The 21,040-nt window shown below is 64.0% G+C and carries 18 protein-coding genes; 9 read left to right on the top strand and 9 right to left on the bottom strand.

Translation table 11 applies throughout. The annotated features are described in order from the left end of the window. The first annotated feature begins 60 nt into the window (after positions 1 to 60). The 3 genes from RAD04_RS02160 (at position 61) to RAD04_RS02150 (ending at position 3,133) form a co-directional block, all read left to right on the top strand. Positions 61 to 1,605 (top strand): acyl-CoA synthetase, encoded by a 1,545-nt coding sequence (locus RAD04_RS02160; RefSeq protein WP_461622439.1) that lies wholly within the window; start codon positions 61 to 63, stop codon positions 1,603 to 1,605. 139 nt (positions 1,606 to 1,744) lie between these two features. Further along, positions 1,745 to 2,539, top strand: coding sequence for an enoyl-CoA hydratase/isomerase family protein (locus tag RAD04_RS02155; RefSeq protein ID WP_461622438.1), 795 nt, complete (start codon positions 1,745 to 1,747; stop codon positions 2,537 to 2,539). Positions 2,540 to 2,728: 189 nt separating this feature from the next. Then, positions 2,729 to 3,133, top strand: a complete 405-nt coding sequence (locus RAD04_RS02150; RefSeq protein ID WP_461617197.1) for a YccF domain-containing protein — start codon at positions 2,729 to 2,731, stop codon at positions 3,131 to 3,133. An 80-nt stretch (positions 3,134 to 3,213) separates the two neighbouring features. Here RAD04_RS02150 and RAD04_RS02145 read toward each other — a convergent pair whose 3' ends face one another. Next, positions 3,214 to 4,131: an NADP-dependent oxidoreductase gene (locus RAD04_RS02145; protein WP_461622437.1), complete on the bottom strand. Its 918-nt coding sequence runs from the start codon at positions 4,129 to 4,131 to the stop codon at positions 3,214 to 3,216. A gap of 632 nt (positions 4,132 to 4,763) precedes the next feature. On the opposite strand from RAD04_RS02145, the gene RAD04_RS02140 reads away from it, so the two are divergent. Then, the gene (locus tag RAD04_RS02140) at positions 4,764 to 5,798 is read left to right on the top strand and encodes a phosphatase PAP2 family protein (protein ID WP_461622436.1); all 1,035 of its coding nucleotides are present in this window, start codon (positions 4,764 to 4,766) and stop codon (positions 5,796 to 5,798) included. A gap of 294 nt (positions 5,799 to 6,092) precedes the next feature. On the opposite strand, the gene RAD04_RS02135 is transcribed toward RAD04_RS02140, so the two are convergent. The 3 genes from RAD04_RS02135 to RAD04_RS02125 all read right to left on the bottom strand — a co-directional run bounded on the left by RAD04_RS02135 (position 6,093) and on the right by RAD04_RS02125 (position 7,716). Further along, on the bottom strand, positions 6,093 to 6,362 hold the full coding sequence (locus RAD04_RS02135) for a hypothetical protein (RefSeq protein WP_461622435.1): 270 nt from the start codon (positions 6,360 to 6,362) through the stop codon (positions 6,093 to 6,095). Positions 6,363 to 6,810: 448 nt separating this feature from the next. Then, entirely contained in the window at positions 6,811 to 7,239 is a 429-nt protein-coding gene (locus RAD04_RS02130) for a hypothetical protein (protein WP_461622434.1), read from the bottom strand. An 87-nt stretch (positions 7,240 to 7,326) separates the two neighbouring features. After that, positions 7,327 to 7,716 (bottom strand): hypothetical protein, encoded by a 390-nt coding sequence (locus RAD04_RS02125; RefSeq protein ID WP_461622433.1) that lies wholly within the window; start codon positions 7,714 to 7,716, stop codon positions 7,327 to 7,329. Between the two features lie 977 nt (positions 7,717 to 8,693). Between RAD04_RS02125 and ppc the strand changes: the two genes are divergently transcribed. Next, the gene (gene ppc, locus RAD04_RS02120) at positions 8,694 to 11,486 is read left to right on the top strand and encodes a phosphoenolpyruvate carboxylase (protein WP_461622432.1); all 2,793 of its coding nucleotides are present in this window, start codon (positions 8,694 to 8,696) and stop codon (positions 11,484 to 11,486) included. A 119-nt stretch (positions 11,487 to 11,605) separates the two neighbouring features. Here the strand turns inward: ppc and RAD04_RS02115 are convergent, their stop codons facing one another. The 4 genes from RAD04_RS02115 to RAD04_RS02100 form a co-directional block, all read right to left on the bottom strand. Continuing rightward, entirely contained in the window at positions 11,606 to 12,718 is a 1,113-nt protein-coding gene (locus RAD04_RS02115) for an SMP-30/gluconolactonase/LRE family protein (RefSeq protein ID WP_461622431.1), read from the bottom strand. Positions 12,719 to 12,834: 116 nt separating this feature from the next. Continuing rightward, complete coding sequence (locus RAD04_RS02110; RefSeq protein WP_038947755.1) at positions 12,835 to 13,749, bottom strand: SDR family oxidoreductase; 915 nt, start codon at positions 13,747 to 13,749, stop codon at positions 12,835 to 12,837. Positions 13,750 to 13,885: 136 nt separating this feature from the next. After that, a complete protein-coding gene (locus tag RAD04_RS02105; protein WP_461622430.1) occupies positions 13,886 to 15,025 on the bottom strand; it encodes a thiolase C-terminal domain-containing protein in 1,140 nt (379 codons plus the stop codon). A gap of 3 nt (positions 15,026 to 15,028) precedes the next feature. Then, positions 15,029 to 15,442 carry a Zn-ribbon domain-containing OB-fold protein gene (locus RAD04_RS02100; protein WP_027568974.1) on the bottom strand — a complete coding sequence of 138 codons (414 nt, stop codon included), beginning with the start codon at positions 15,440 to 15,442 and terminating at the stop codon, positions 15,029 to 15,031. Positions 15,443 to 15,635: 193 nt separating this feature from the next. On the opposite strand from RAD04_RS02100, the gene RAD04_RS02095 reads away from it, so the two are divergent. From RAD04_RS02095 to alkB, 4 genes are all read left to right on the top strand, one after another. Then, positions 15,636 to 16,985 carry an amidase gene (locus tag RAD04_RS02095; RefSeq protein WP_461622429.1) on the top strand — a complete coding sequence of 450 codons (1,350 nt, stop codon included), beginning with the start codon at positions 15,636 to 15,638 and terminating at the stop codon, positions 16,983 to 16,985. Continuing rightward, positions 16,978 to 17,664 (top strand): DUF2848 domain-containing protein, encoded by a 687-nt coding sequence (locus tag RAD04_RS02090; protein ID WP_461622428.1) that lies wholly within the window; start codon positions 16,978 to 16,980, stop codon positions 17,662 to 17,664. The genes RAD04_RS02095 and RAD04_RS02090 overlap by 8 nt, the downstream gene beginning before the upstream one ends. A gap of 158 nt (positions 17,665 to 17,822) precedes the next feature. Further along, complete coding sequence (locus RAD04_RS02085; RefSeq protein WP_461622427.1) at positions 17,823 to 18,569, top strand: 2OG-Fe(II) oxygenase; 747 nt, start codon at positions 17,823 to 17,825, stop codon at positions 18,567 to 18,569. 8 nt (positions 18,570 to 18,577) lie between these two features. After that, positions 18,578 to 19,231: a DNA oxidative demethylase AlkB gene (gene alkB / locus RAD04_RS02080; protein WP_461622697.1), complete on the top strand. Its 654-nt coding sequence runs from the start codon at positions 18,578 to 18,580 to the stop codon at positions 19,229 to 19,231. Positions 19,232 to 19,399: 168 nt separating this feature from the next. Here alkB and RAD04_RS02075 read toward each other — a convergent pair whose 3' ends face one another. After that, a complete protein-coding gene (locus RAD04_RS02075; RefSeq protein WP_461622426.1) occupies positions 19,400 to 21,028 on the bottom strand; it encodes a thiamine pyrophosphate-dependent enzyme in 1,629 nt (542 codons plus the stop codon). Positions 21,029 to 21,040 lie beyond the last annotated feature (12 nt).

Raw genomic sequence — 21,040 nt, 5'->3', positions numbered from 1 at the left:
TTCCGGGTCTGGTCCTTTGGACCATCCCGGAATGACAACACGACAACAAAGAAAAACAAAATGAGCGAAACACCCCCATTCCTCGGCATCGTCTCCGGCGAGCGCCGCCGCACCCACACTGAGGTCGCCAACCGCGCCGATCGCATCGCCTCAGGCCTCGCCAACATCGGCGTCCGCCAAGGCGATTGCGTCTGCATGCTGATGCGCAACGACATCGCCTTTCTGGAGGCCGCCTACGCCGCGATGCGCCTCGGGGCCTATGGCGTACCCATCAACTGGCACTTCAAGCCGGAAGAGATCACCTACATCCTGAACGACACCGGCACCTCCGTTCTGATCGGACATGCCGACATGCTGCACGCCTTGCGCGATGCGATCCCTGAGGGCGTCACCGTGCTCAGCGTGCCGACGCCGCCGGAGATCCTGTCCAACTACAAGATCGATCCCGATCATCTGAAGACGCCGGACTTCGCCATCGATTTCGAATCCTGGCTCGCGCAATTCCAGCCCTATGATGGCCCGGTCGTGCCGCAGCCGATGAACATGATCTACACCTCGGGCACCACGGGCCACCCCAAGGGCGTACGCCGCAACGCACCGACGCCGGAGCAGCAGGCGGCCGGCGAGCGCATGCGCGCGATGATCTATGGCCTCAAGCCCGGCGCCCGCGCGATCCTGCCGGGTCCGCTCTATCACTCCGCGCCAAATTCCTTCGGCATTCGCGCCGGCAAGCTCGGCGGCGCGCTGGTGCTGATGCCGCGCTTCGAGGCCGAAGAATTCCTCGAACTGATCGAGCACTACAAAATCGACACCATCTTCATGGTGCCGACCATGTTCATCCGCCTGATGAAGCTGCCGGAGGCGGTGCGGAGGAAGTACGACGTCTCCTCGCTGCGCCACGTCATTCACGCCGCCGCCCCCTGTCCGGCCGACGTCAAGCGCGCCATGATCGAATGGTGGGGGCCGGTGATCTACGAATTCTACGGCTCGACCGAATCCAGCGCGGTGACGTTCGCGACCTCCGAGGACGCGCTGAGGAAACCCGGCACCGTCGGCAAAATCTCGCCCGGCGCGGAGCTGCGCTTCCTCGGTGAGGATGGCCGCGTGCTCGGCGTCGGCGAGATCGGCGAGATCTATTCCCGCATGGCCGCGCTTGCCGATTTCACCTACCACAACAAGCCGGAGAAGCGCGCGGAGATCGACCGCGACGGCTTCATCACCTCGGGCGACGTCGGTTACATCGACGCGGACGGCTACGTCTTCATCTGCGACCGCAAGCGCGATATGGTGATTTCCGGCGGCGTCAACATCTACCCGGCCGAGATCGAGTCCGTGCTGCACGCCGTATCAGGCGTGCACGATTGCGCCGTGTTCGGCATCCCCGATGCCGAGTTCGGCGAAGCCCTGATGGCGGTGGTCGAGCCGCAAGCCGGCGTCACGCTCGTGGCTGCAGGTGTTCGCGCCGCGCTGAAGGCGCATCTGGCGGATTACAAAGTGCCCAAGCACATCGAGATCCGCACCGGCCTGCCGCGCGAGGACTCCGGCAAAATCTTCAAGCGCCGCCTGCGCGATCCCTATTGGGAGCAGGCGGGGCGGAAGATCTGACAATTCGACGAGGACCTGTAAGGTGGTCAAAAGCGTGTAGCGCTGTGCCCACGAAATTCGCTTACGGAGACAGATCGTGGGCACGGCGCAAACGCGCCTTTGCCCACCCTACGAGATCAGGGACAAGGAAACATTTGTCATGACCGACGCTGCGAATGAAGTCCTCTACACAGTCGCCGATCACATCGCGACCATCACGCTGAACGCACCCGAGCGCATGAACACGATCTCCGGCCCGATGCTCAACGATCTGGCGCGGCTCCTGACCAAAGCCAACGAGGACAAGGACGTCCGCGTCGTGATCCTCACCGGCAAGGGCAGGGCGTTCTGCGCCGGCCTCGATTTGCGCAAAGAACGTGACGGCAACGGCCTCAGCGCCGCGTCCTCGCCGACCACGATCAATCTGCGCAACACACCGCCGACAGTGTTGCAGGCGATGGACAAGCCGACCATCTGCGCCGTCAACGGCGGTGCCGCTGGCTACGGCATGGACACCGCGCTCGGCTGCGACATCCGCATCATGGCGGAAACCGCAAAGCTCGCCGCCGCCTTCGTCAAGCGCGGCGTGGTGCCGGAATCCGGCGGCACCTGGCTGCTGCCGCGCATGCTCGGCTGGGCCAAGGCTTCCGAGCTGATCTTCACCGGCCGCACGCTCGGCGCGCGCGAGTGCCCGGAATGGGGCCTCGCCAACGAGGTCGTGCCGGATGCCGAGCTGATGAACCGCGCCACGGCGGTCGCCCGCGAGATCGCCGCCAACGCGCCGCTGGCGGTGCAGGCCTCCAAGCGCATGATGCGGATGGGCCTCAACGAGAATTTCCACGACCATGTCCACCACGTCTATCTCCAGCTCCTGCCGCTGTTCAAAACCCAGGACATGGCCGAGGGCATGAAGGCCTTCATGGAAAAGCGCGAGCCGAAATTCGAGGGGCGGTAGCCGCCGGTTCGTAGCCCGGATGGAGCGCAAGCGTAATCCGGGACGGTGCTTGTGACAGAATCCCGGATTGCGCTTCCGCCTTCGCTCTTCGAGCTACGGCGGACAAGTCGCTCCATCCGGGCTACGCCGTCTTAGCAGAGACAGATTTCGTGCCTATATAAGCGGGATCATCCACCTCTGGATCGTCCCATGGCCCCCGTATCCATCCTGCTCAACCTGCTCTGGATCCTCTTCGGCGGCGCCTGGATGGCGTTCGGCTGGGTGATCGCCGCGGTCATCATGGCCATCACCATCGTCGGCCTGCCCTGGGCGCGGGCGGGGTTCAACATCGCCGTGTACACGCTGCTGCCGTTCGGCTCGCGTGCGGTCAACCGCTACGACGTTACCGGTATTGAGGACATCGGCACCGGCCCGCTCGGGGTGATCGGCAACATCATCTGGTTCGTGCTGGCCGGCTGGTGGCTGGCGCTCGGCCACTTATTGACCGCACTGGCGCTCGCGATCACCATCATCGGCATCCCCTTCGCCTGGGCCCATCTCAAGCTCGCAGGCATCGCGCTCTGGCCGATCGGCAAGGTGATCGTGCCGGCGTGAGACCCAACTCGTGGCTCGTAGGATGGGTTTCGCAAGTTCACCCCATCCTACGCGCTGCGGACATCAATGAGCATGCTCCCTCAGGGACGAACGCGAATGATCGTATTTCCCTTGCGTCGCCCGGTCGGATTTAAGGCGGCGACCGCATCGTCGAAGGTCGAGACCTTGCCGATGTTCGTCCGCAGTCGTCCATCCCGCACCCGCTGGACGATCTCACTGAGTTGGGCGCGATCCGCCTCGACGACGAAGTCGACCGCCAATCCATCGGAGGGCCGCGCCTCGGCCGGTCCGACGATGGTCACCAATGTTCCTCCGGCTCGAATGCGTTCTACTGACCGCTTCTGTATGTCACCGCCAATGACATCGAACACCAGATCGACCTTGCCGACGTCTTGCAGCGAGGCTTTGTCGAGGTCGACGAACTCGTTTGCGCCGAAGTCGAGCACCGTCTGACGGTCGGCGGCGCGTCCGGTGCCGATGACGTAGGCGCCGGCCTCTCGTGCGAGTTGCGTCACCATCGACCCGACGGCGCCGGCCGCGCCGTGTGCGAGGATGCTCTGCCCCGATTTGAGACCGCCATGCTGGAACAGCCCTTGCCATGCGGTCAGCCCCGAGATCGGCAGGCTCGCCCCCACTGTGAAGTCGACGTCGCCCGGCAGCGGCGCAAGATTGCGCGCCTCGATCGCCACATACTCGGCCAGCGTGCCGTCGCGATACCAGTCCGCCAGGCCGAACACCCGCTGTCCCAACATCAGCCCTGTCGTTCCATAGCCAAGAGCAGTGACCACTCCGGCCAGCTCGTGTCCAGGGATCGATGGTGTTCGGTCGCGATCAAGGCGATCAGTCCAGGTCGAAGGCCACGTCAGCTCAGTCGGGACAAATCCCGACGCATGAACCTGAACCACGACGTCGTTTATCGCAGGTTGCGGCTCGGGCCGGTCCACCAGCTTCATCCCTGTCGTTCCCGCGGCCTGTTCCGTTACAACGATCGCCTTCATTGGATTGTCTCCTCAGTCATTGTCCCTTGATGCAACGGTCGCAGTCAGCGTGAGCCGCGACGGCTATCCACAAACTGCCAGACAGTGTGGAAGTGTCCGCGATCTGCATTGACCGGGGCTCCCACTGAGACTGCCGATCGGATCGCTTCGTTCGTGGTGCTAGCAGTTAGATGCGTCACGCCTGGACATGAGACCAGTACCAAGATTGCAAAATTCGGCTGTACCAAGGGCCATTGAGACGGCTTACAGATTGAGCTCGCAGGATGGTAAAGCGCGAGCGAAACCCATCAACCCGACGGTTGACGAGGCATGATGGGTTTCGCAAGGGCTCCACCCATCCTACGCGCTGATCGGCAACATCATCTGGTTCGTGCTCGCTGGCTGGTGGCTGGCGCTCGCGCCTCGTCCTGCTCGCCAGGGAGGTTCCATATAGGAACGCGGGCAGCAACGTTTGGAAACAAAATCTTCACCAAAAATAACGATAGCGCCAGTCATGGGAGGCAACCGGAAAGTGTGGGCGCTACAATTCTGGGAGAACCGCCCGAGATTGCACGTGGGCTGGAATGGGGTTTGGAATGTTCAGCGCGCCGCCTTTTGCGAGAGCAAATTGTGCTGTCAAGGAGGAGCTGCGCTTGGTCGCTCGCACCGAACGGCGAATTGCGAACAGGTTACAACTGGTCAACTGGAGCCTTGTGGTTGGGTGGGCGCTGGCGCTCTGCGTCGGGCTTGCCGTAACAACCTTCACGCTGGAAGGCTTTATGACGACGGAGGTCGTCACAGCGCCGGCGCTGGCGGTTGCCGGGTTGTGGCTCATGCGGTGGGGCTGGGGCGAGCGGCCGGCGTTCACGATGCTCGCATTTGCGCAGATGGGTTTTGTCGCGATCTGCGCGGCGCCGCTGTCGTATATCGGCTTGGGCGCCGCGATGCCGCTGCAGGACTCGAGATTCGCCGAGCTTGACAGATGGCTCGGCCTGGATTGGCCTGCATATTTCCATTTCGCGATGGCCCGTCCGGAATTGCTGCTGTACGCCAAGTTCTTTTACGCAATGATCCTCGTGCCGGCCTTCTGCGTTCCGGTCGTGCTGGGGCTGACGGGTCAATATATCCGTCTGCAGCAGTTCGTGATGGCGTCAACATTGGCGTTGTGCGTGGTGATTGTCGTCTCCTCCCTGCTTCCGGCGATCGGCACCTATTTCGAGTTCGGACTGCCCTCCGATACCCCGCTATTCAAGGCGAACGGATATGGAGGACAGGCGAGCGACATACCCATGCTGCGCGATGGTACGTTGCGAGCTCTCAACATCGTGAAGCTCGGCGGCATCCTCACTTTCCCGAGCTTTCACGCTGCCACGGCGCTTCTCGGCATCTGGAGCTTATGGAGCATTTGGTGGCTGCGTCCCGCCCTGCTGGTGCTGAATGGGGGAATGCTCGTCGCGACCCCGCTGGTCGGAGGACATTACTTCGTGGATGTGATCGCGGGCGTGGCGGTGGCTGCGCTGACGATCCAGGCGTCGAAAGGCCTGACCGCGGTCGTCGTTGCAAGTCCGCTGGCGGTCTCGACGCAGCCGAACTCGGCTACCCCGGGTCGGCTGGTCGCTCTTGCCTTCGCCGCGTTGTTCGTGCGGCCGTTCCGGCGGAACATGTCCCGGCATCCGATACGCCTATGAACGTCGGCTCCTGGTCCAAGGGAGACCTGCGCGGCCGTCGTCTTCATTTCCGATAACGGTGCCAGAGCTGACAACCCTATCCAGGTCCAGCTCGGCGTCCAGGCAGTTGCTGCCCGGAATTCCTGGCGGTCGATGGCAACGGGCGGCCTTCCGGCCGCACGATACCTTGTGATCACGAGGGTATCGTCGCCACATTCGCAATGCAGACGGACTCAGCCCGTAGGATGGGTAGAGCGCCAGCGAAACCCATCAATCGCTCCGCCTGTGACGAAGCAGGATGGCTTTCGCAAGTGCTCAACCCATCCTGCGTGCTTTGGACCGGAGGAAGAGAGCGCCTGCAAGTCCAACCAAGAGGCATATCCCAACCGTGTAGCCGGCTGGATTCAAGAAACCCAGATGATCGGCAAGGACGGTGAGGGCGATCGATGCAATCACTTGCGCGATCCAGACGCGCCACGCTGTTTCTATCGCTTGCCCAAACGTCGCCCGTTCAAAATAAAGCACGCCACATGAAGGTGCCAACAAGACGACCAGCAGAACGACAACTACGACTGCCGCAAACATTATTGCCCTCTCCGCCTGCCGACAGGCGAGAACCGTCCTGCTTCGCCGCTTAAATGGCCGCCAAAGGGATGACCACCGCTAAGAAATAGAGGACCACGCAGGGGATTGAGGCCCACGCAAGAAAGCGGGCTCCCTCTCGTTTGCCAAGATAGCACAGAAGGCTTGGCACAAGCACGAAGACCAGCACCGACGGCGCCATATACAAGAAGATGGCGCTACGCCGCCCATATCCTCGTTCGTATAAGGCGATGACCGCTCCGCCGAGGGCGTGAAGCAGTCCGCCCCAAACTAGCGCACTGACCAGGATGACAGGAATGACGGATCTAAGCCTTGGCATGCTCATCGTGAGGCCAACCGATAGTCCTATCCCATACAATATTTAGCTGCTCGTAGGATGGCCATAGCAAAAGCGGCTTCGCAAGGGCTCAGCCCATCCTAGGTGCCGACGTCACTTTTCGAGTTCGACGATTTCGAAGGACGGCTCAACGCCGGAAAGTACGTCCATGCAGCCCCACCCGGTGATAAACTGGTAATGTTGCACAGGACGATGAACCTTCTTCCATGTCGCCGACTGCGCATCGGCGAACGCGGCACCGTCGACGCGGTAGGCGAAATGTCGGGGAACGAGACCTTCGTTTCTCGTGGGCTGTTCTTCAGTACTGAGCGGCATCTCGTCCAAAAGACGCACGATGGTCGCGCCATCGAAGCGAACGCGAAGGCTTCGCTTTTCAGTCGCAGGCAGCAGAAAGTCCGCCACCAGGCATTCTGCCTCCCACCTGATGGAGAGAAGGTCGCTCTTGTCGCAGTCAAACGTTACGCCTGCATCGATGGGAGAATACTTCGGCATGGCCTGGTTCAGAGCGTAAGCGAAACCCATCGAGCTCCGCCGACGACGCAACATGATGGGTTTCGCAAGGCTCAATCCGTCCTACGTGCTGGCAGACGCGAAGCCGATCATCAAAGCTTAGGCAATGCGCCTTCGCGTGTAGAAAAGTACCAAGGCGAAGATTGAGTACGCAAGACCAAACCCGGCCATTACAATGAGATAAAGCAGCGCCGTGAAGGCGTTTGTCGGCTCGCTCGCTGCGTCCGGGTCTATTCTGCCCCATAGACTAATGAACGCGGGCAGGGCCGCTAACAAACATCCGAAAACGCAGAGGTGGATGATCCATCGCCTGCTTTGCGCCCGCAGGGCAAATACTCCACCCACAATTGTCACGAAAATGGGGGCTAGCCAGCTCCAACCGAAGATAATCAAGAAGAAGTCCGCCATTAGCCGAACTGCACATTGTGAATGTGAATGGCGTGCCATGTCGTTGTTATCTGCGTCTTTACGCTCATGACGGCCGTTCAATTGACTATCCTTATCATATTCCTCGGGGTGCCCGTCGCGCAAAACACACCACATGCAGGTCAAGCGCCGGCTCTGAAAAATATTCTGATTGACCGAATTGTCTGTTTCGGCTAAACCGCATTCCATCCCGGCCCGTCAAAGGGACGTTTCGCGATCGTCACGATACGTAGGCTGGGATGCGATGGACGCGGCAGCGCCGGCGCGTGACGGGTTGGCAGGGCGGGCTACGCCCGTGAGCCATCGTGATCCGCGGTACGACACGGCGCGGTCACAGCGTTTCTTTTCGGCGTTGGGGGCGAGCACGCGCGAGCTTCCGACTGTCCGGGGAGGGACGTCCGCGGACGGCAAAAGCGTGTGGTCCTGACGCCCGGGGTCTGTGCGTCAAGGCTTGCGGTGATGAAGCGGCCCGACCGGGCGCGCACATCAGCCATCTGCAAGACGACGGGGGCAATAGTGCATCGCTCCCCGGGGAGAGCACGCCATAAGCCGTAAAACCATTGCGCAGGGAAGGCCGGGAGCCCGGCATCACCTGTGGTCAACCCCGCGTGCGTCTTGTCGCGTGCGGACCTTCGGGTGCCAGCCGGCCCCCGGCCTTCCCTGCGCCCTTTCTCTTCGATGAGGGCGAAACGGACAGCAAAGCTCGGGCGGAATACGCCGCGAGAAGGCGAAGGCGTGTTTATTGATGATGCCAATTATTTCTCGTGCCCCGGACGCAGCGCAGCGCGTCGCGCCTTCGCGGCGTGATGCGCTGCAGAGCCGGGGCCCAGACCTGAGGCAACGGGAGTCGTGGCTTTTTGGGTCCCGGCTCTGCGCAGCAACGCTCAAGGGCGTTGCAGCGCGTCCGGGACACGAGCGTGGCCGGCAGTTTGCACCGCCTCCAACTTCGTCTTGCACTGCGGTAGAAAAATATCGCACACTCCTCTGGGCCGAGGAGCCCAAGGAAGCTCTTCAAGGGAGCTCTTGAAGAGGAGCGAGCCATGTCCCTCCAGACCATACCATCCGACGCCACTGAGCATCGCCCCAACCGTCCCGAGGACGTTCAGGTGACGGAAGCGGAAGCCCGCCTGCGGGACGATATCCGCCTGCTCGGGCGCATCCTCGGCGACACCGTGCGGGACCAAGAGGGCGCCGAATTGTTCGACCTGGTCGAGCGCATCCGCCAGACCTCGATCCGGTTCCACCGCGACGAGGACCGGCTCGCCCGCCGCGAGCTCGAGCAGATCCTCGACGGTATGTCGACGTCGGAAACCGTGCGGATCGTCCGCGCCTTCAGCTATTTCTCCCACCTCGCCAACATCGCCGAGGACCAGAACAACATCCGCCAGATGCGCGCCCGCAGCGCAGGCAAGAGCACCGGCGTGCTGGCGGAGACGCTGGCCCACGCCAAGGCGGCGGGCATCGGCCCCGATCAGCTCCGCAGCTTCTTCAAGTCCGCGCTGGTCAGCCCGGTCCTGACCGCGCACCCGACCGAAGTCCGCCGCAAGAGCACCATGGATCGCGAGATGGAGGTCGCCGGCCTGCTCGACCGCCGCGAGCGCGTCGCGCTGACCGCGGAGGAGGCCGATGCCAGCGACGAGCAGCTTCGCCGCGAGGTGCTGACGCTGTGGCAGACCAATCTGCTCCGCCGCACCAAGCTCACCGTGTTAGATGAGGTCGCCAACGGCCTGTCGTTCTACGATTACACCTTCCTGCGCGAGGTGCCGCGCCTGGTCAACACGCTGGAAGACCGGCTGGAGGAGGGCGGCGAGCAGGCGGCCTCCGAGCTGGCCTCGTTCCTGCGTATGGGCAGCTGGATCGGCGGCGACCGCGACGGCAATCCCTTCGTCACCGCCGACGTGATGCGCGGCACGCTGCGGCTGCAGTCGAGCCGGGTGATGCAGTTCTATCTGAACGAGCTGCACGTGCTCGGCTCGGAATTGTCGATCGCGGCGCATCTTGCCGACGTCTCCGAAGAGCTGCGCAATTTGGCGGAACGCTCGCCGGATACCTCGCCGCACCGGAGCGGCGAGCCTTATCGCCTCGCGGTCTCCGGCATCTATGCGCGCCTGACCGCGACGGCCGAAAAGCTCGCGGTCGAGATCACGCGCCGGCCGGTCGGCAAGGGTGCGCCATATGCGAGCGTGAAGGAGCTGCAGGCCGATCTCGATGTGCTGCACCGCTCGCTGATCTCCAACAATGCCCGCGTCATCGCCCGCGGCCGGCTGCGGCTGCTGCGGCGCGCGGTGGATTGCTTCGGCTTCCATCTCGCCCGGCTCGACATCCGTCAGAACTCGGCGGTGCACGAACGCACCATCGCCGAGCTGATGGACGCCGCCAACCCCGGCATGTCCTATCTCGCGCTCGGCGAAGAGGCGCGCATCTCGCTGCTCACCAACGAGCTGCGCTCGACGCGCGCGCTGGTCTCGCCGTTCGTCAAGTACAGCGACGAGACCATGGGCGAGCTCAACGTCTTCCATGCCGCCGCGGAAGCGCATGCGATGTTCGGCTCGGACGCCATTCCCCAATGCATCATCTCGATGTGCAAGGGCATGTCCGACATGCTCGAGGTCGCGGTGCTGCTGAAGGAGGTCGGCCTCGTCCATCCCTCCGGGCGCAGCGCCATCAACATCGTGCCGTTGTTCGAGACCATCGAGGATCTGCAGGCCTCGAGCGGCATCATGGATCGCATGCTGTCGCTGCACGATTACCGACGCCTCGTCGACAGCCGCGGCAGCGTGCAGGAGGTCATGCTCGGCTATTCCGACAGCAACAAGGACGGCGGCTTCGTCACCTCGGGCTGGGAGCTCTACAAGGCCGAGATCGGTCTCGTCGACGTGTTCGAGCGGCATCACGTGCGGCTGCGCCTGTTCCACGGCCGCGGCGGCTCGGTCGGGCGCGGCGGCGGTCCGAGCTACGACGCCATCATCGCCCAGCCCGGCGGCGCCGTGAACGGCCAGATCCGTATCACCGAGCAGGGCGAGATCATCTCGTCGAAATATTCCAACGCCGAAGTCGGCCGCAACAATCTGGAGATTCTTGCTGCCGCGACGCTGGAGGCGAGCCTGCTCAATCCGCGCCAGAGCGCGCCGCGCCGCGAATATCTGACCGCGATGGACGAATTGTCGAACCTCGCCTTCAAAGCCTATCGCGGCCTCGTCTACGAGACCGACGGCTTCGTCGATTATTTCTGGTCCTCGACCGTCATCAACGAGATTGCGACGCTGAACATCGGCAGCCGTCCGGCCTCGCGCAAGAAGACCCGCGCGATCGAGGATCTGCGCGCGATCCCCTGGGTGTTTTCATGGGCGCAATGCCGCCTGATGTTGCCGGGCTGGTACGGTTTTGGCAGCGCGGTCGAGCAGTGGATCGCGGAGCATCCCGACAAGGGCATGCCGTTCCTGAAAGAGCTCTACAGGGAATGGCCGTTCTTCCGCATGCTGCTGTCGAACATGGACATGGTGCTCGCCAAGAGCTCGATCGCGATCGCCTCGCGCTATGCCGAACTGGTGCCGGACGAAGCCTTGCGCGAAAAGATCTTCGGCCGCATCCGCCGCGAATGGCATTCCTGCATCGAGACGCTGCTCGACATCATGGGGCAGGACCGCTTGCTGCAGGGCAATCCGCTGCTGGAGCGCTCGGTGCGCCACCGCTTCCCCTATCTCGATCCGCTCAACCACGTGCAGGTCGAGCTCTTGAAGGAGCACCGCGCGCAGAACCCGGATGAGCAGGTGCTGCGCGGGATTCAGCTGACGATCAACGGGATTTCGGCGGGGCTGAGGAATACGGGGTAGGGGCTACACCCTCGGTCGTCATGGCCGGGCTTGACCCGGCCATCCACGCGCTTCAGCAATCGCGGACAGACGTGGATGCCCGGGTCAAGCCCGGGCATGACCAGGAGAGAGCAGGGCACTCAACAGAAATGCGCGCCTTGCGTCTCCACATAGACCGCGTAGAGCGACTGGCTCGCGGTCATGAACAGGCGGTTGCGCTTCTTGCCGCCGAAGCAGACATTGGCGCAGGTCTCGGGCAACAGGATCTGTCCGATGCGCGCGCCGTCGTTCGGCGCGAACACCTGCACGCCGTCATAGCCGGGACCGACCCAGCCGGCGCCGACCCAGATGTTGCCCTCGGTGTCGACGCGCAATCCGTCGGGGAAGCCCGACTTGCCGTCGAGCGTCATGTCGATCAGCTTCTTGGGGTTCGACAGCTTGGCGCCGTCGATGTCGTAGGACCACACCACGTTCTTGGCTTCAGGGTAATGCGTGATGCCGGTGTCGCAGACATAGAGCTTCTTGTAGTCGTGGCTGAAGGCGATGCCGTTCGGCTTGAACGGCTCGTCCGCGACCTTGGCCACCTGTCCGGTCTGGGTGTCCAGGCGATAGACGGCTTCCTTCTGGTGCGGTTGCAGCGAGCCGGTATTGGCGAGCTTGCCCTCGTAGATGCTGATCGCCCCGTAGCCGGGATCGGTGAACCAGATCGCCTTGTCGTTGGGATGCACCACCATATCGTTCGGGCCGTTGAGCGGCTTGCCACCGGCCTGCTCGGCCAGCGCCGTCACCGAGCCGTCGTGCTCATAGCGGACGAGGCGGGTGCGCTCGGCACTGAGCTGGCGGCCCTCGGTGTCGAACGAATTGCCGTTGGCCTCGTTCGACGGCTTGTGGAACTGCTCGGAGATATGGCCGTCATCGTCGAGATAACGCAGCTGCCGGTTGGCGGGGATGTCGCTCCAGACGAGATATTGTCCCTGCGCATTCCAGGCCGGTCCCTCCGCCCACAGGCAGCCGGTATAGAGCCTCTTGATCGCAGTGTTGCCGACCTTGGCCTTGAAGCGCTTGGGGTCGATGGCGATGATGTCGGGGTCGGGATAGCGCTGCGGCTCGGCATTGGCGCCGAAGTCGCGGGCGTCGGCTCGCGAGGCGAGGACAGTGGATGCGGCGAGAGCCGCCGTGCCTTTGAGCAGAGTGCGGCGGCCGAGGCCGCCCGCTACAGAGGTATCGTCGGAGTTGGTCAGTGTTCTTGTCATGGTTTCCTCCCAAAGTTTCGTTGGGAGGACACCATTCGCCTGCAATCGGGCGTAAACCGGGGCGATCTCTGGCCGAGACAACCAGAGATCGCAGGGCAGGGATGCCGGAAATGCGGCTAGACGGGATCCCAGGTGAAAATGTCGGCGGAGCGGTCGAGCTTGTAGAACGAGCCCTTCAGCGCCGGCATGCCGTGTTCCGCGATCGACTGCGGCGTCCAGCCCTCGCTCCGCTGCACCGAGCGGATCGGTCTGTTCTGGCTGAACAGGAAGATCTCGTTCATGCGCACGCCAAAGATCTGGCCGGTGACGTCCTTGGCGGAATCGGAGATCAGATAGCCGCAGAGCGGGGCGATCTTCTCCGGTCCCATCTGCTTGATCTTCTCGACCCGCGCCTTTTCGGCCTCAGTCTCGGTCGGGATGGTGCCGATCATGCGCGTCCAGGCGAACGGCGAGACGCAGTTGGAGCGGACATTGAAGCGGCCCATGTCGAGCGCGATGGACTTCGACAGGCCCACGATGCCGAGCTTGGCGGCGGCGTAATTGGCCTGGCCGAAATTGCCGATCAGGCCGGAGGTCGAGGTGAAGTGCACGAAGGAGCCGCTCTCCTGCTCGCGGAAGATGCGCGCGGCGGCGTGGCTGACGTAGAACGAGCCCATCAGATGCACCTTGATGACGGCCTCGAACGCCTCCACGCTCATCTTGTGGAAGATCATGTCGCGCAAAATGCCGGCATTGTTGACGACACCGTCGAGCCGGCCGAAATGATCGGTCGCGGTCTTCACGATCTTGCTGGCGGGAATGGCTTCGGCGACCGACTCGAAATTGGCGACCGCGGTGCCGCCGCGCTTCTTGATCTCCTCGACCACTTCTTCGGCGGGCGCCGCGTTCGAACCGGCACCGTCCGAGGCTCCACCGGGATCGTTGACCACGACCTTGGCGCCCTCCGCCGCACAGAGCAGCGCGATCTCGCGCCCGATGCCGCGGCCTGCGCCGGTGACGATGATGACCTTGTCTTGCAGTGATTTGCTCATGCTAGCCTCTCCACGTTGCCTCTGGCCGCAGCTAACCCAGCTCGTCATGCGCGGGCTTGACCCGCGCATCCATCTCAGAAGAGGATGGATTGCCGGGTCAAGCCCGGCAATGACGAGCATGTGTTGTCCGCGCCGCTTACCTCTCGTTCGTAAACACGATCGTGCCACTCGCCGCGAACATGCCGCCAACGCCGTGGCACACCGAAATCTTCGCATTCGGCACTTGCGCCGGCGCGATCCCGCGCATCTGGCGCACGCTCTCCTGCAGCGCGTACATGCCGTACATGCCGGAGTGCATGTACGAGAGGCCGCCGCCATTGGTGTTGAGCGGCAGCTTGCCGCCCGGGCGCGTATTGCCGTCGGCGATAAACTTGCCGGTCTCCTCGTGCGGCATGAAGCCAAGGTCGCCGAGGCCGAACAGCGGCAGATGCGCGAACGCATCGTAGATCATGAGGTGATCGACGTCCTTGTGGGCGATGCCGGCCTCCTTGAACGCGAAGGGGCCTGCGGTCTTGAACGCGCGCGAGGAGTTGAAGGTCTCCATCTGGCTGACCATCGGCGTCTCCACGCTCTCGCCGGTGCCCATGATGTAGACGGGCTTGCGCGGAAAATCCCTGGCGCGATCGGCCGAGGTCAGGATCAGCGCGCCACCGCCGTCGGTGACGAGGCAGCACTGCAGCAGGCGAAACGGATAGGCGATCATGCGCGAGTTGAGGACGTCGGCAACCGTGATCGGGTCCTTCATCATCGCGCGCGGATTCTTCGCGGCCCATTCCCGCTGCACCACCGCAACGGCAGCAAGCTGCTCGTGCGTGATGCCGTAGGTCTTCATGAACCGCAGCACGGGGATCGGAAACATGCTGGGCGGACCGTAGACGCCGTAGGGCGCCTCGAACTGGCCCTGCAGGCTGTCGGCGGGGATCGAGCGCGGCGCCTTGCCGATCATCGACTTGCCGCTCTCGGCATGCGTGATCAGCACGGTCTTGCACAAGCCCGCCTCGATCGCCGCCGCGGCATGACGAACGTGCAGCATGAAGGAGCAGCCACCGACCGAGGTGCCGTCGACCCAGGTCGGCTTAATGCCGAGATAGTGGCAGACCTGCTGCGGCGTTTCGACCGCGGTGGCAAAGCCGTCGATGTCGGAGAGCTTCAGTCCGGCATCGGCGATCGCGTTGAGCGCGGCATCCGCGTGCAGCTGGAGCTGCGAGGCGTTGGGGATGACACCGAGCTCGGTGGTCTCGGCCGCGCCGACGACGGCAACCTGGTTTTTGCGCATGGCTTATCCCTTCGCCGGACGAAACACGGGAAGGGTGATCTTGTCGTCGAGCGCCTCGAATGCGACCTCGAGCTTCATGTCGAGCTCGAGCGCCTCGGGCGTCTGAGGGCAATCGATGATGTTGCTCATCATCCGCGGTCCCTCGGCAAGCTCCACCACGGCGATCGCATATGGCGGCGTGAAGCCGGGCGCGGCGGGACGGTGATTGATCACGTAGCTGTAAAGGAAGCCCTTGCCGCTCGCCTTGAAGATGCTGACCTTGCGCGAGGCGCAGGACGGGCAGAACGGGCGCGGCGGGAAGTAGACATGCGCGCAGGCGTCGCAGCGCTGCAGGCGCAATTCGCCCGCCTTCGTGCCGTCCCAGAAATGCTGGGTCTCCGGCGTCGGTTTCGGTCGCGCGCGCTGCGGTTCGGCCATGTCGGAACGCCCTCCCAGAAAGCAAATCTTGATAGGGCAGGCTTCACGCCCGCCCGTTTCGATCTTGATGCGACAATCGACCATGGTGCGTCAACGGTCCAGCAATACGCATGCATGCCATCATGCGCACAATGCTTGTGTCGAACTGAGGCAGCGCTATAGATTGCGCGCGACAATATTCCGTGAGACAGACATGCCCGAATTTCCAACGCTGGCGAAGCTCGCCGAAGACCTCGAAAGCGGCCGCACCACCGCCCGCAAGCTGGTCGAGGCCTGCATCGCCAGGATCGCCGATCCCGCCGGGGAGGGCCAGCGCACCTTCCTCCATGTCGACAAGGACGCCGCGCTCGCCGCGGCCGACGCGATGGACGGCTTGCGCAAGGCCAAGGCGGCGCCATCGCGCTATGCCGGCATCCCGATCTCGATCAAGGATCTGTTCGACATCAAGGGCCAGGTGACGCGCGCTGGCTCGCGCGCGCTCGACGATTCGCCGCCGGCCGAGCAGGATGCGGCGACGGTGGCGCGGCTGCGCAGGGCCGGTTTCGTCGTGATCGGGCGCACCAACATGACCGAGTTCGCCTATTCCGGCATCGGCATCAATCCGCACTACGGCACGCCGAAGGGCGGCTGGAACCGGGCCGTGGGCCATGTGCCCGGCGGCTCGTCCTCGGGCGCGGCGGTATCCGTGCTCGATGGCATGGCACACGGCGCGCTTGGCACCGACACCGGCGGCTCCTGCCGGATTCCGGCCGCGTTCAACGGCATCGTCGGCTACAAGCCGACGCAGCGTCGCGTGCCGCTCGAAGGCTCCGTGCCGCTCTCATTCTCGCTCGACAGCATCGGGCCGCTGGCACGATCGGTCAGTTGCTGTGCCATACTGGACGCCGTGCTCACGAACGAGCCGATCGCCCCGCTGAAGCCGCGGCCGATCCAGGGCATGCGGCTGGCGGTGCCGACCACGATCGCGCTCGACGACCTCGATGCTGAAGTCGCCGAGACGTTCGAACGCGCCCTGAAGACGCTTTCCGATCATGGCGCCATCATCGAGCGCATCGAGATGGCCGAATTCCACGACATCGGTCCGATGAACGCCAAGGGCGGCTTTGCCGCGTCCGAGAGCTACGCCTGGCACCGCTATCTCATCACCTCCAAGGGCGACGTCTACGACCCCCGCGTCTCCGTGCGGATCATGCGCGGCGAAGCGCAGAGCGCGGCCGATTACATCGATCTCCTCAACGAGCGCCGCTCGCTGATCGCCCGCGTCAACGCACGCATTGCGCCCTATGATGCGCTGGTGCTGCCGACCACGCCCAACACGCCGCCGAAGATCGCCGACCTTGCCGATGACAAGGCATTCACGCGCGAGAACATCCGCGCACTGCGCAACTGCACCCTGATCAACATGATCGACGGCTGCGCCATCTCGCTGCCCGCACATCGCCAGGGCGACGTTCCCGTCGGCCTGATGCTGGCGGGCGCGGGCGGAACGGACCATCGTATTTTTGAACTTGCTGCCGGCATGGAGGCCGTCATTCGTGTTTGACCTGACTTTCACCGTCGATGCCCAGGACACCACCACGCCGCTGACGCTCGCGATCGACCAGATGGTCATCGCCGGATGGACCGGCCGCGACCCCGTCGCGCGCGACAAGCACATCGCCGAGCTGCAAGAGATGGGCATCGCCCCGCCGGCCTCGACGCCGATTTACTACCGCGCCTCGGCGCGGCGGCTGACCCAGGAAGACAGCATCGAATGCACCGGCGGGGATTCCTCCGGCGAGGTCGAGTTCGTGCTGATCGGCTGGCAGGGCCGCATCTTCGTCGGCTGCGGCTCCGACCACACCGACCGCAAGGTCGAGGCCTACAACGTCACCGTGTCCAAGCAGATGTGCGACAAGCCGATCGCCGCCACGCTGTGGGAGCTCGAGGACGTCATCGGCCATTGGGACCAGATGATCCTGCGCTCCTACGCCACCATCAAGGGCGAGCGCGTGCTCTACCAGGAGGGCACGCTGGACGCGATGCTGCCGGTGAACGACCTGATCGCGCGCGGCTTCGAAGGAGGAAAATTCCCCGACGGCTGCGCCATGTTCGGCGGCACGTTTGCGGCCAAGGGCGGCATCCGCCCCGCGGACCGCTTCGATTTCGAGCTGGAGGATCCCGTGCTGAAGCGGACGATCAGGCATGGGTACGACGTGGCGACGTTGCCGGTGAGGGGCTGAGGACTCTCCGCCGTCATTGCGAGGAGCCCTTGCGACGAAGCAATCCAGACTGGTTCCGCGGAGGGACTCTAGATTGCTTCGCTTCGCTCGCAATGACGGGGAGATAGTCATCGGAAATCGGGTGGCGGGGTGAACGTCGGACTGCAAAGGTGATTGCTATGACAATGTCCGCACGAAAATCAGACCAACGATCCGCTCCCGATCTCACGACCCACGTCGACGCGCTCGACTGGCCTCAGATCACGGCCGAACTCGATTCCCAGGGCTGTGCCGTCCTGAAGGGCCTCCTCATGCCGGACCAGTGCCGCGCCGTTGCGGCGCTCTACCCGGACGACACGCAGTTTCGCAGCCGCATCGTCATGGGCCGTCACGGCTTTGGCCGCGGCGAGTACAAATATTTCGCCTATCCGCTGCCGGATCTGATCGCACAGCTCCGCCCAGCGCTCTACGCGCATCTGCAAGGCGTCGCCAACCGCTGGAACGAGGCGATGGGGATCGACATTCGCTATCCCGCCGCGCATGCGGCGTTCCTGAAACGCTGCCACGAGGCGGGGCAGGCGCGGCCGACGCCGCTGCTGCTGCAATATGAGGCCGGCGACTACAATTGCCTGCACCAGGACCTCTATGGCGAGCACGTGTTCCCGCTCCAGGTCGCGATCCTGCTCTCCGAGCCGGACCGCGACTTCACCGGCGGCGAGTTCGTGCTGACCGAGCAGCGGCCGCGCATGCAGTCCCGCGCCGAGGTGGTGCCGCTGGCGCAGGGCGATGCGGTCGCCTTTGCCGTGCATCACCGTCCGGTGCAGGGGACACGCGGCACTTACCGCGTTAATCTGCGCCATGGCGTCAGCCGCATCAGGTCCGGCCAGCGCCACACACTGGGTGTAATTTTTCACGATGCCAAATGAGCGGAGCGTTGACGGCTGATTTGTTCGATAGCGTTGCCGAAGCGCAGCCGTCGCGCGAGGAGATCGCGGACGGTGCCGTGTTGTTGCGCGGCTTCGTCAAGCCGATCGAAACCGAGCTGATCGCCGCCGTGCGCGCGATCGTGGCGCAATCGCCGTTCCGCCGGATGACCACGCCCGGCGGCCATCTGATGTCGGTGGCGATGACCAATTGCGGCGAGCGTGGCTGGATCACCGATCACACCGGCTATCGCTACGATCCGATCGACCCGCGCACCGGCGCGCCATGGCCCGAAATGCCGCCGGTGCTGCGCGATCTCGCGCGCCACGCCGCGGAGCAGGGCGACTTTCAAAACTTCGCGCCCGATGCCTGCCTCGTCAACCGCTACGAGCCCGGCACGCGGCTGTCGCTGCATCAGGACAAGGACGAGCTGGATTATGCGGCGCCGATCGTCTCGGTCTCGCTCGGATTGCCCGCGACCTTCCTGTTCGGCGGCCTGGTGCGCAGCGACAAGCCGCGCCGCTTCCGCCTGGTGCATGGCGATGTCGTGGTCTGGGGCGGAGCCAGCAGGCTCGCCTATCACGGCGTCGCGCCGCTCGCCGATGGTGAGCATGCGCTGCTCGGGCGCAAGCGGATCAATCTGACGTTCCGCAGGACGCGGTGACCTTCCTTCTCCCCTTGTGGGAGAAGGTGCCTTCCCGAAGGGAAGGCGGATGAGGGGTCTTTATCCGCGGAGACAGACCCCTCATCCGTCTCGCTGCCGCTTCGCGTCAGCGATCCACCTTCCCCCACAAGGGGAGAAGGGAAGAACCCTGGAACGACGATGCTCCGACTAAGGCTTCGGCGGATGAATAAACGCCCACGGGCTGACTTCCGAGTCCCTGGTCACCTCGACCGAAATCAAATACGGCCCGCCATGCGCCAGCGCCTTTTCCAGCACGGCCTTGAACTGATCGGGCGCGGTGACACGCGCAGCCGCAACGCCAAAGGACTCCGCAAGCTTGACGAAATCGGGATTGACGAGGTCCGACGCCACCACGCGGCCGTCGAAACGTTCGCGCTGGTCGCGGCGGACATTGCCGTAGGCGTTGTTGTTGAACACCAGCGTCACCACGCCGATGCTGAACTGCACGGCGGTTGACAACTCCTGCACGCCGAACATGAAGCCGCCGTCGCCGGTGATCGCCACCACCGGCTTGTCCGGGTTCGCCACCTTGGCACCTAGCGCGGTCGGGAAGCCCGAGCCGAGCGTGCCCTGGTAGCCCGAGGTGATGAAGGTGCGCGGCTGGTAGATTGGAAAGCCGTACCAGGAGGCAAAGCCAACTTGCGACAATTCGTCGGTGACGATCGCGTTCGCCGGCAGCACCTCGCGCAGGATGTTGAGATACGCCATCTGCGGCTGGATGCGCTGGATCTCGGCTTGTGCGGTCGCAGTGGCCTCGCGGATGTCCTCCCGCCGGCCTCGGGTCCGCGCAAAGCCCGCTTTCTTCACGGCCGCGACGAGATCGGCCGTTCCGGCCTTGGCATCGGCGACGATGGCTGCATCGGCGACGACCCGGCGCATCTCGACCGGATCGATGTCGATCCGAACGGATTTCAGCCCCTTCGGCTGATAGGGCCAGCGGAAGCCCGATGTCGGCAGCTCCGCGCGGGTGCCGATTGCGATCATCAAATCGGTCGTCGGCCACAGCTTGTAGGCGGCTGCCATGGTCAGTCCAAGCTCGTGCGCGTTGGAGACGATGCCGCGGCCGCTGCGGAAGGCGACCACGGGCGCATCGATCATCTCAGCGAGCTCGAGGATCTCCTCGCCCGCCTCGATCGCGCCGCTGCCAACGAAGATCATCGGCGCCTTGCTGGCCTTGATCAGCGCGGCGGCCTGCTTGACGAGATCCGGATCGGGCTGTGGCGCGGGCAACGGCTCCAGCACCCGGGCGGCGGCGGTGCCCGCGCGCTGGGTGAAGACGTCCCAGGGCATCTCGACCGAGGCCGGGCCACGCCGTCCCGACATCATCTCCTGGAAGGCGCGCGCGACGACCGTCGGCGCGTTGCCGGGATATTCGATCCGGTCGGCCCATTTCACATAGGTGCGCAAGGTCGCGAGCTGGTCCGGCATCTCGTGCAGGTGGCCGCGACCCTTGCCCAAAAATGGCGTCGGCACCTGGCCGGTGACGCACAGCACCGGCTCGTTGCAGCCGAACGCGGTGAGCAATGCCGCGCTGGCATTGAGCACGCCGGGGCCGGGCACCACGCTGAACACGCCGGGCTTGCCGCTGGAGCGCGCGTAGCCGAACGCCATGTAGCCGCAGGCCTGCTCGTGCCGCGCGCCGATCACCTTGAGCTGGGCCTGGTGGAAGGCATCGAACAGGCCGTAGACCTGCGCGCCGGGCAGGCCGAACACGGTATCGACGCCATGGGCGACCAGGCCGCTTACGATCGCTTCGCCGCCGGTGAGGGTGGTCATTGCATCATTCCA

This window comes from Bradyrhizobium sp. 25ACV (genome assembly GCF_054863005.1).
The sequence above is the reverse complement of the archived record's forward strand: the minus strand, read 5'-3'. Positions and strand labels throughout refer to the sequence as shown.

Coding starts and splice junctions, on each gene's coding strand:
- RAD04_RS02155 (WP_461622438.1), top strand. CDS start 1,745: ATGACCGACGCTGCGAATGAAGTCCTCTACACAGTCGCCGATCACATC.
- RAD04_RS02075 (WP_461622426.1), bottom strand. CDS start 21,028: ATGACCACCCTCACCGGCGGCGAAGCGATCGTAAGCGGCCTGGTCGCC.
- RAD04_RS02130 (WP_461622434.1), bottom strand. CDS start 7,239: ATGGGTTTCGCTTACGCTCTGAACCAGGCCATGCCGAAGTATTCTCCC.
- RAD04_RS02150 (WP_461617197.1), top strand. CDS start 2,729: ATGGCCCCCGTATCCATCCTGCTCAACCTGCTCTGGATCCTCTTCGGC.
- RAD04_RS02115 (WP_461622431.1), bottom strand. CDS start 12,718: ATGACAAGAACACTGACCAACTCCGACGATACCTCTGTAGCGGGCGGC.
- RAD04_RS02085 (WP_461622427.1), top strand. CDS start 17,823: ATGACAATGTCCGCACGAAAATCAGACCAACGATCCGCTCCCGATCTC.
- ppc (WP_461622432.1), top strand. CDS start 8,694: ATGTCCCTCCAGACCATACCATCCGACGCCACTGAGCATCGCCCCAAC.
- RAD04_RS02110 (WP_038947755.1), bottom strand. CDS start 13,749: ATGAGCAAATCACTGCAAGACAAGGTCATCATCGTCACCGGCGCAGGC.
- RAD04_RS02100 (WP_027568974.1), bottom strand. CDS start 15,442: ATGGCCGAACCGCAGCGCGCGCGACCGAAACCGACGCCGGAGACCCAG.
- RAD04_RS02135 (WP_461622435.1), bottom strand. CDS start 6,362: ATGTTTGCGGCAGTCGTAGTTGTCGTTCTGCTGGTCGTCTTGTTGGCA.
- RAD04_RS02095 (WP_461622429.1), top strand. CDS start 15,636: ATGCCCGAATTTCCAACGCTGGCGAAGCTCGCCGAAGACCTCGAAAGC.
- RAD04_RS02105 (WP_461622430.1), bottom strand. CDS start 15,025: ATGCGCAAAAACCAGGTTGCCGTCGTCGGCGCGGCCGAGACCACCGAG.
- RAD04_RS02145 (WP_461622437.1), bottom strand. CDS start 4,131: ATGAAGGCGATCGTTGTAACGGAACAGGCCGCGGGAACGACAGGGATG.
- RAD04_RS02160 (WP_461622439.1), top strand. CDS start 61: ATGAGCGAAACACCCCCATTCCTCGGCATCGTCTCCGGCGAGCGCCGC.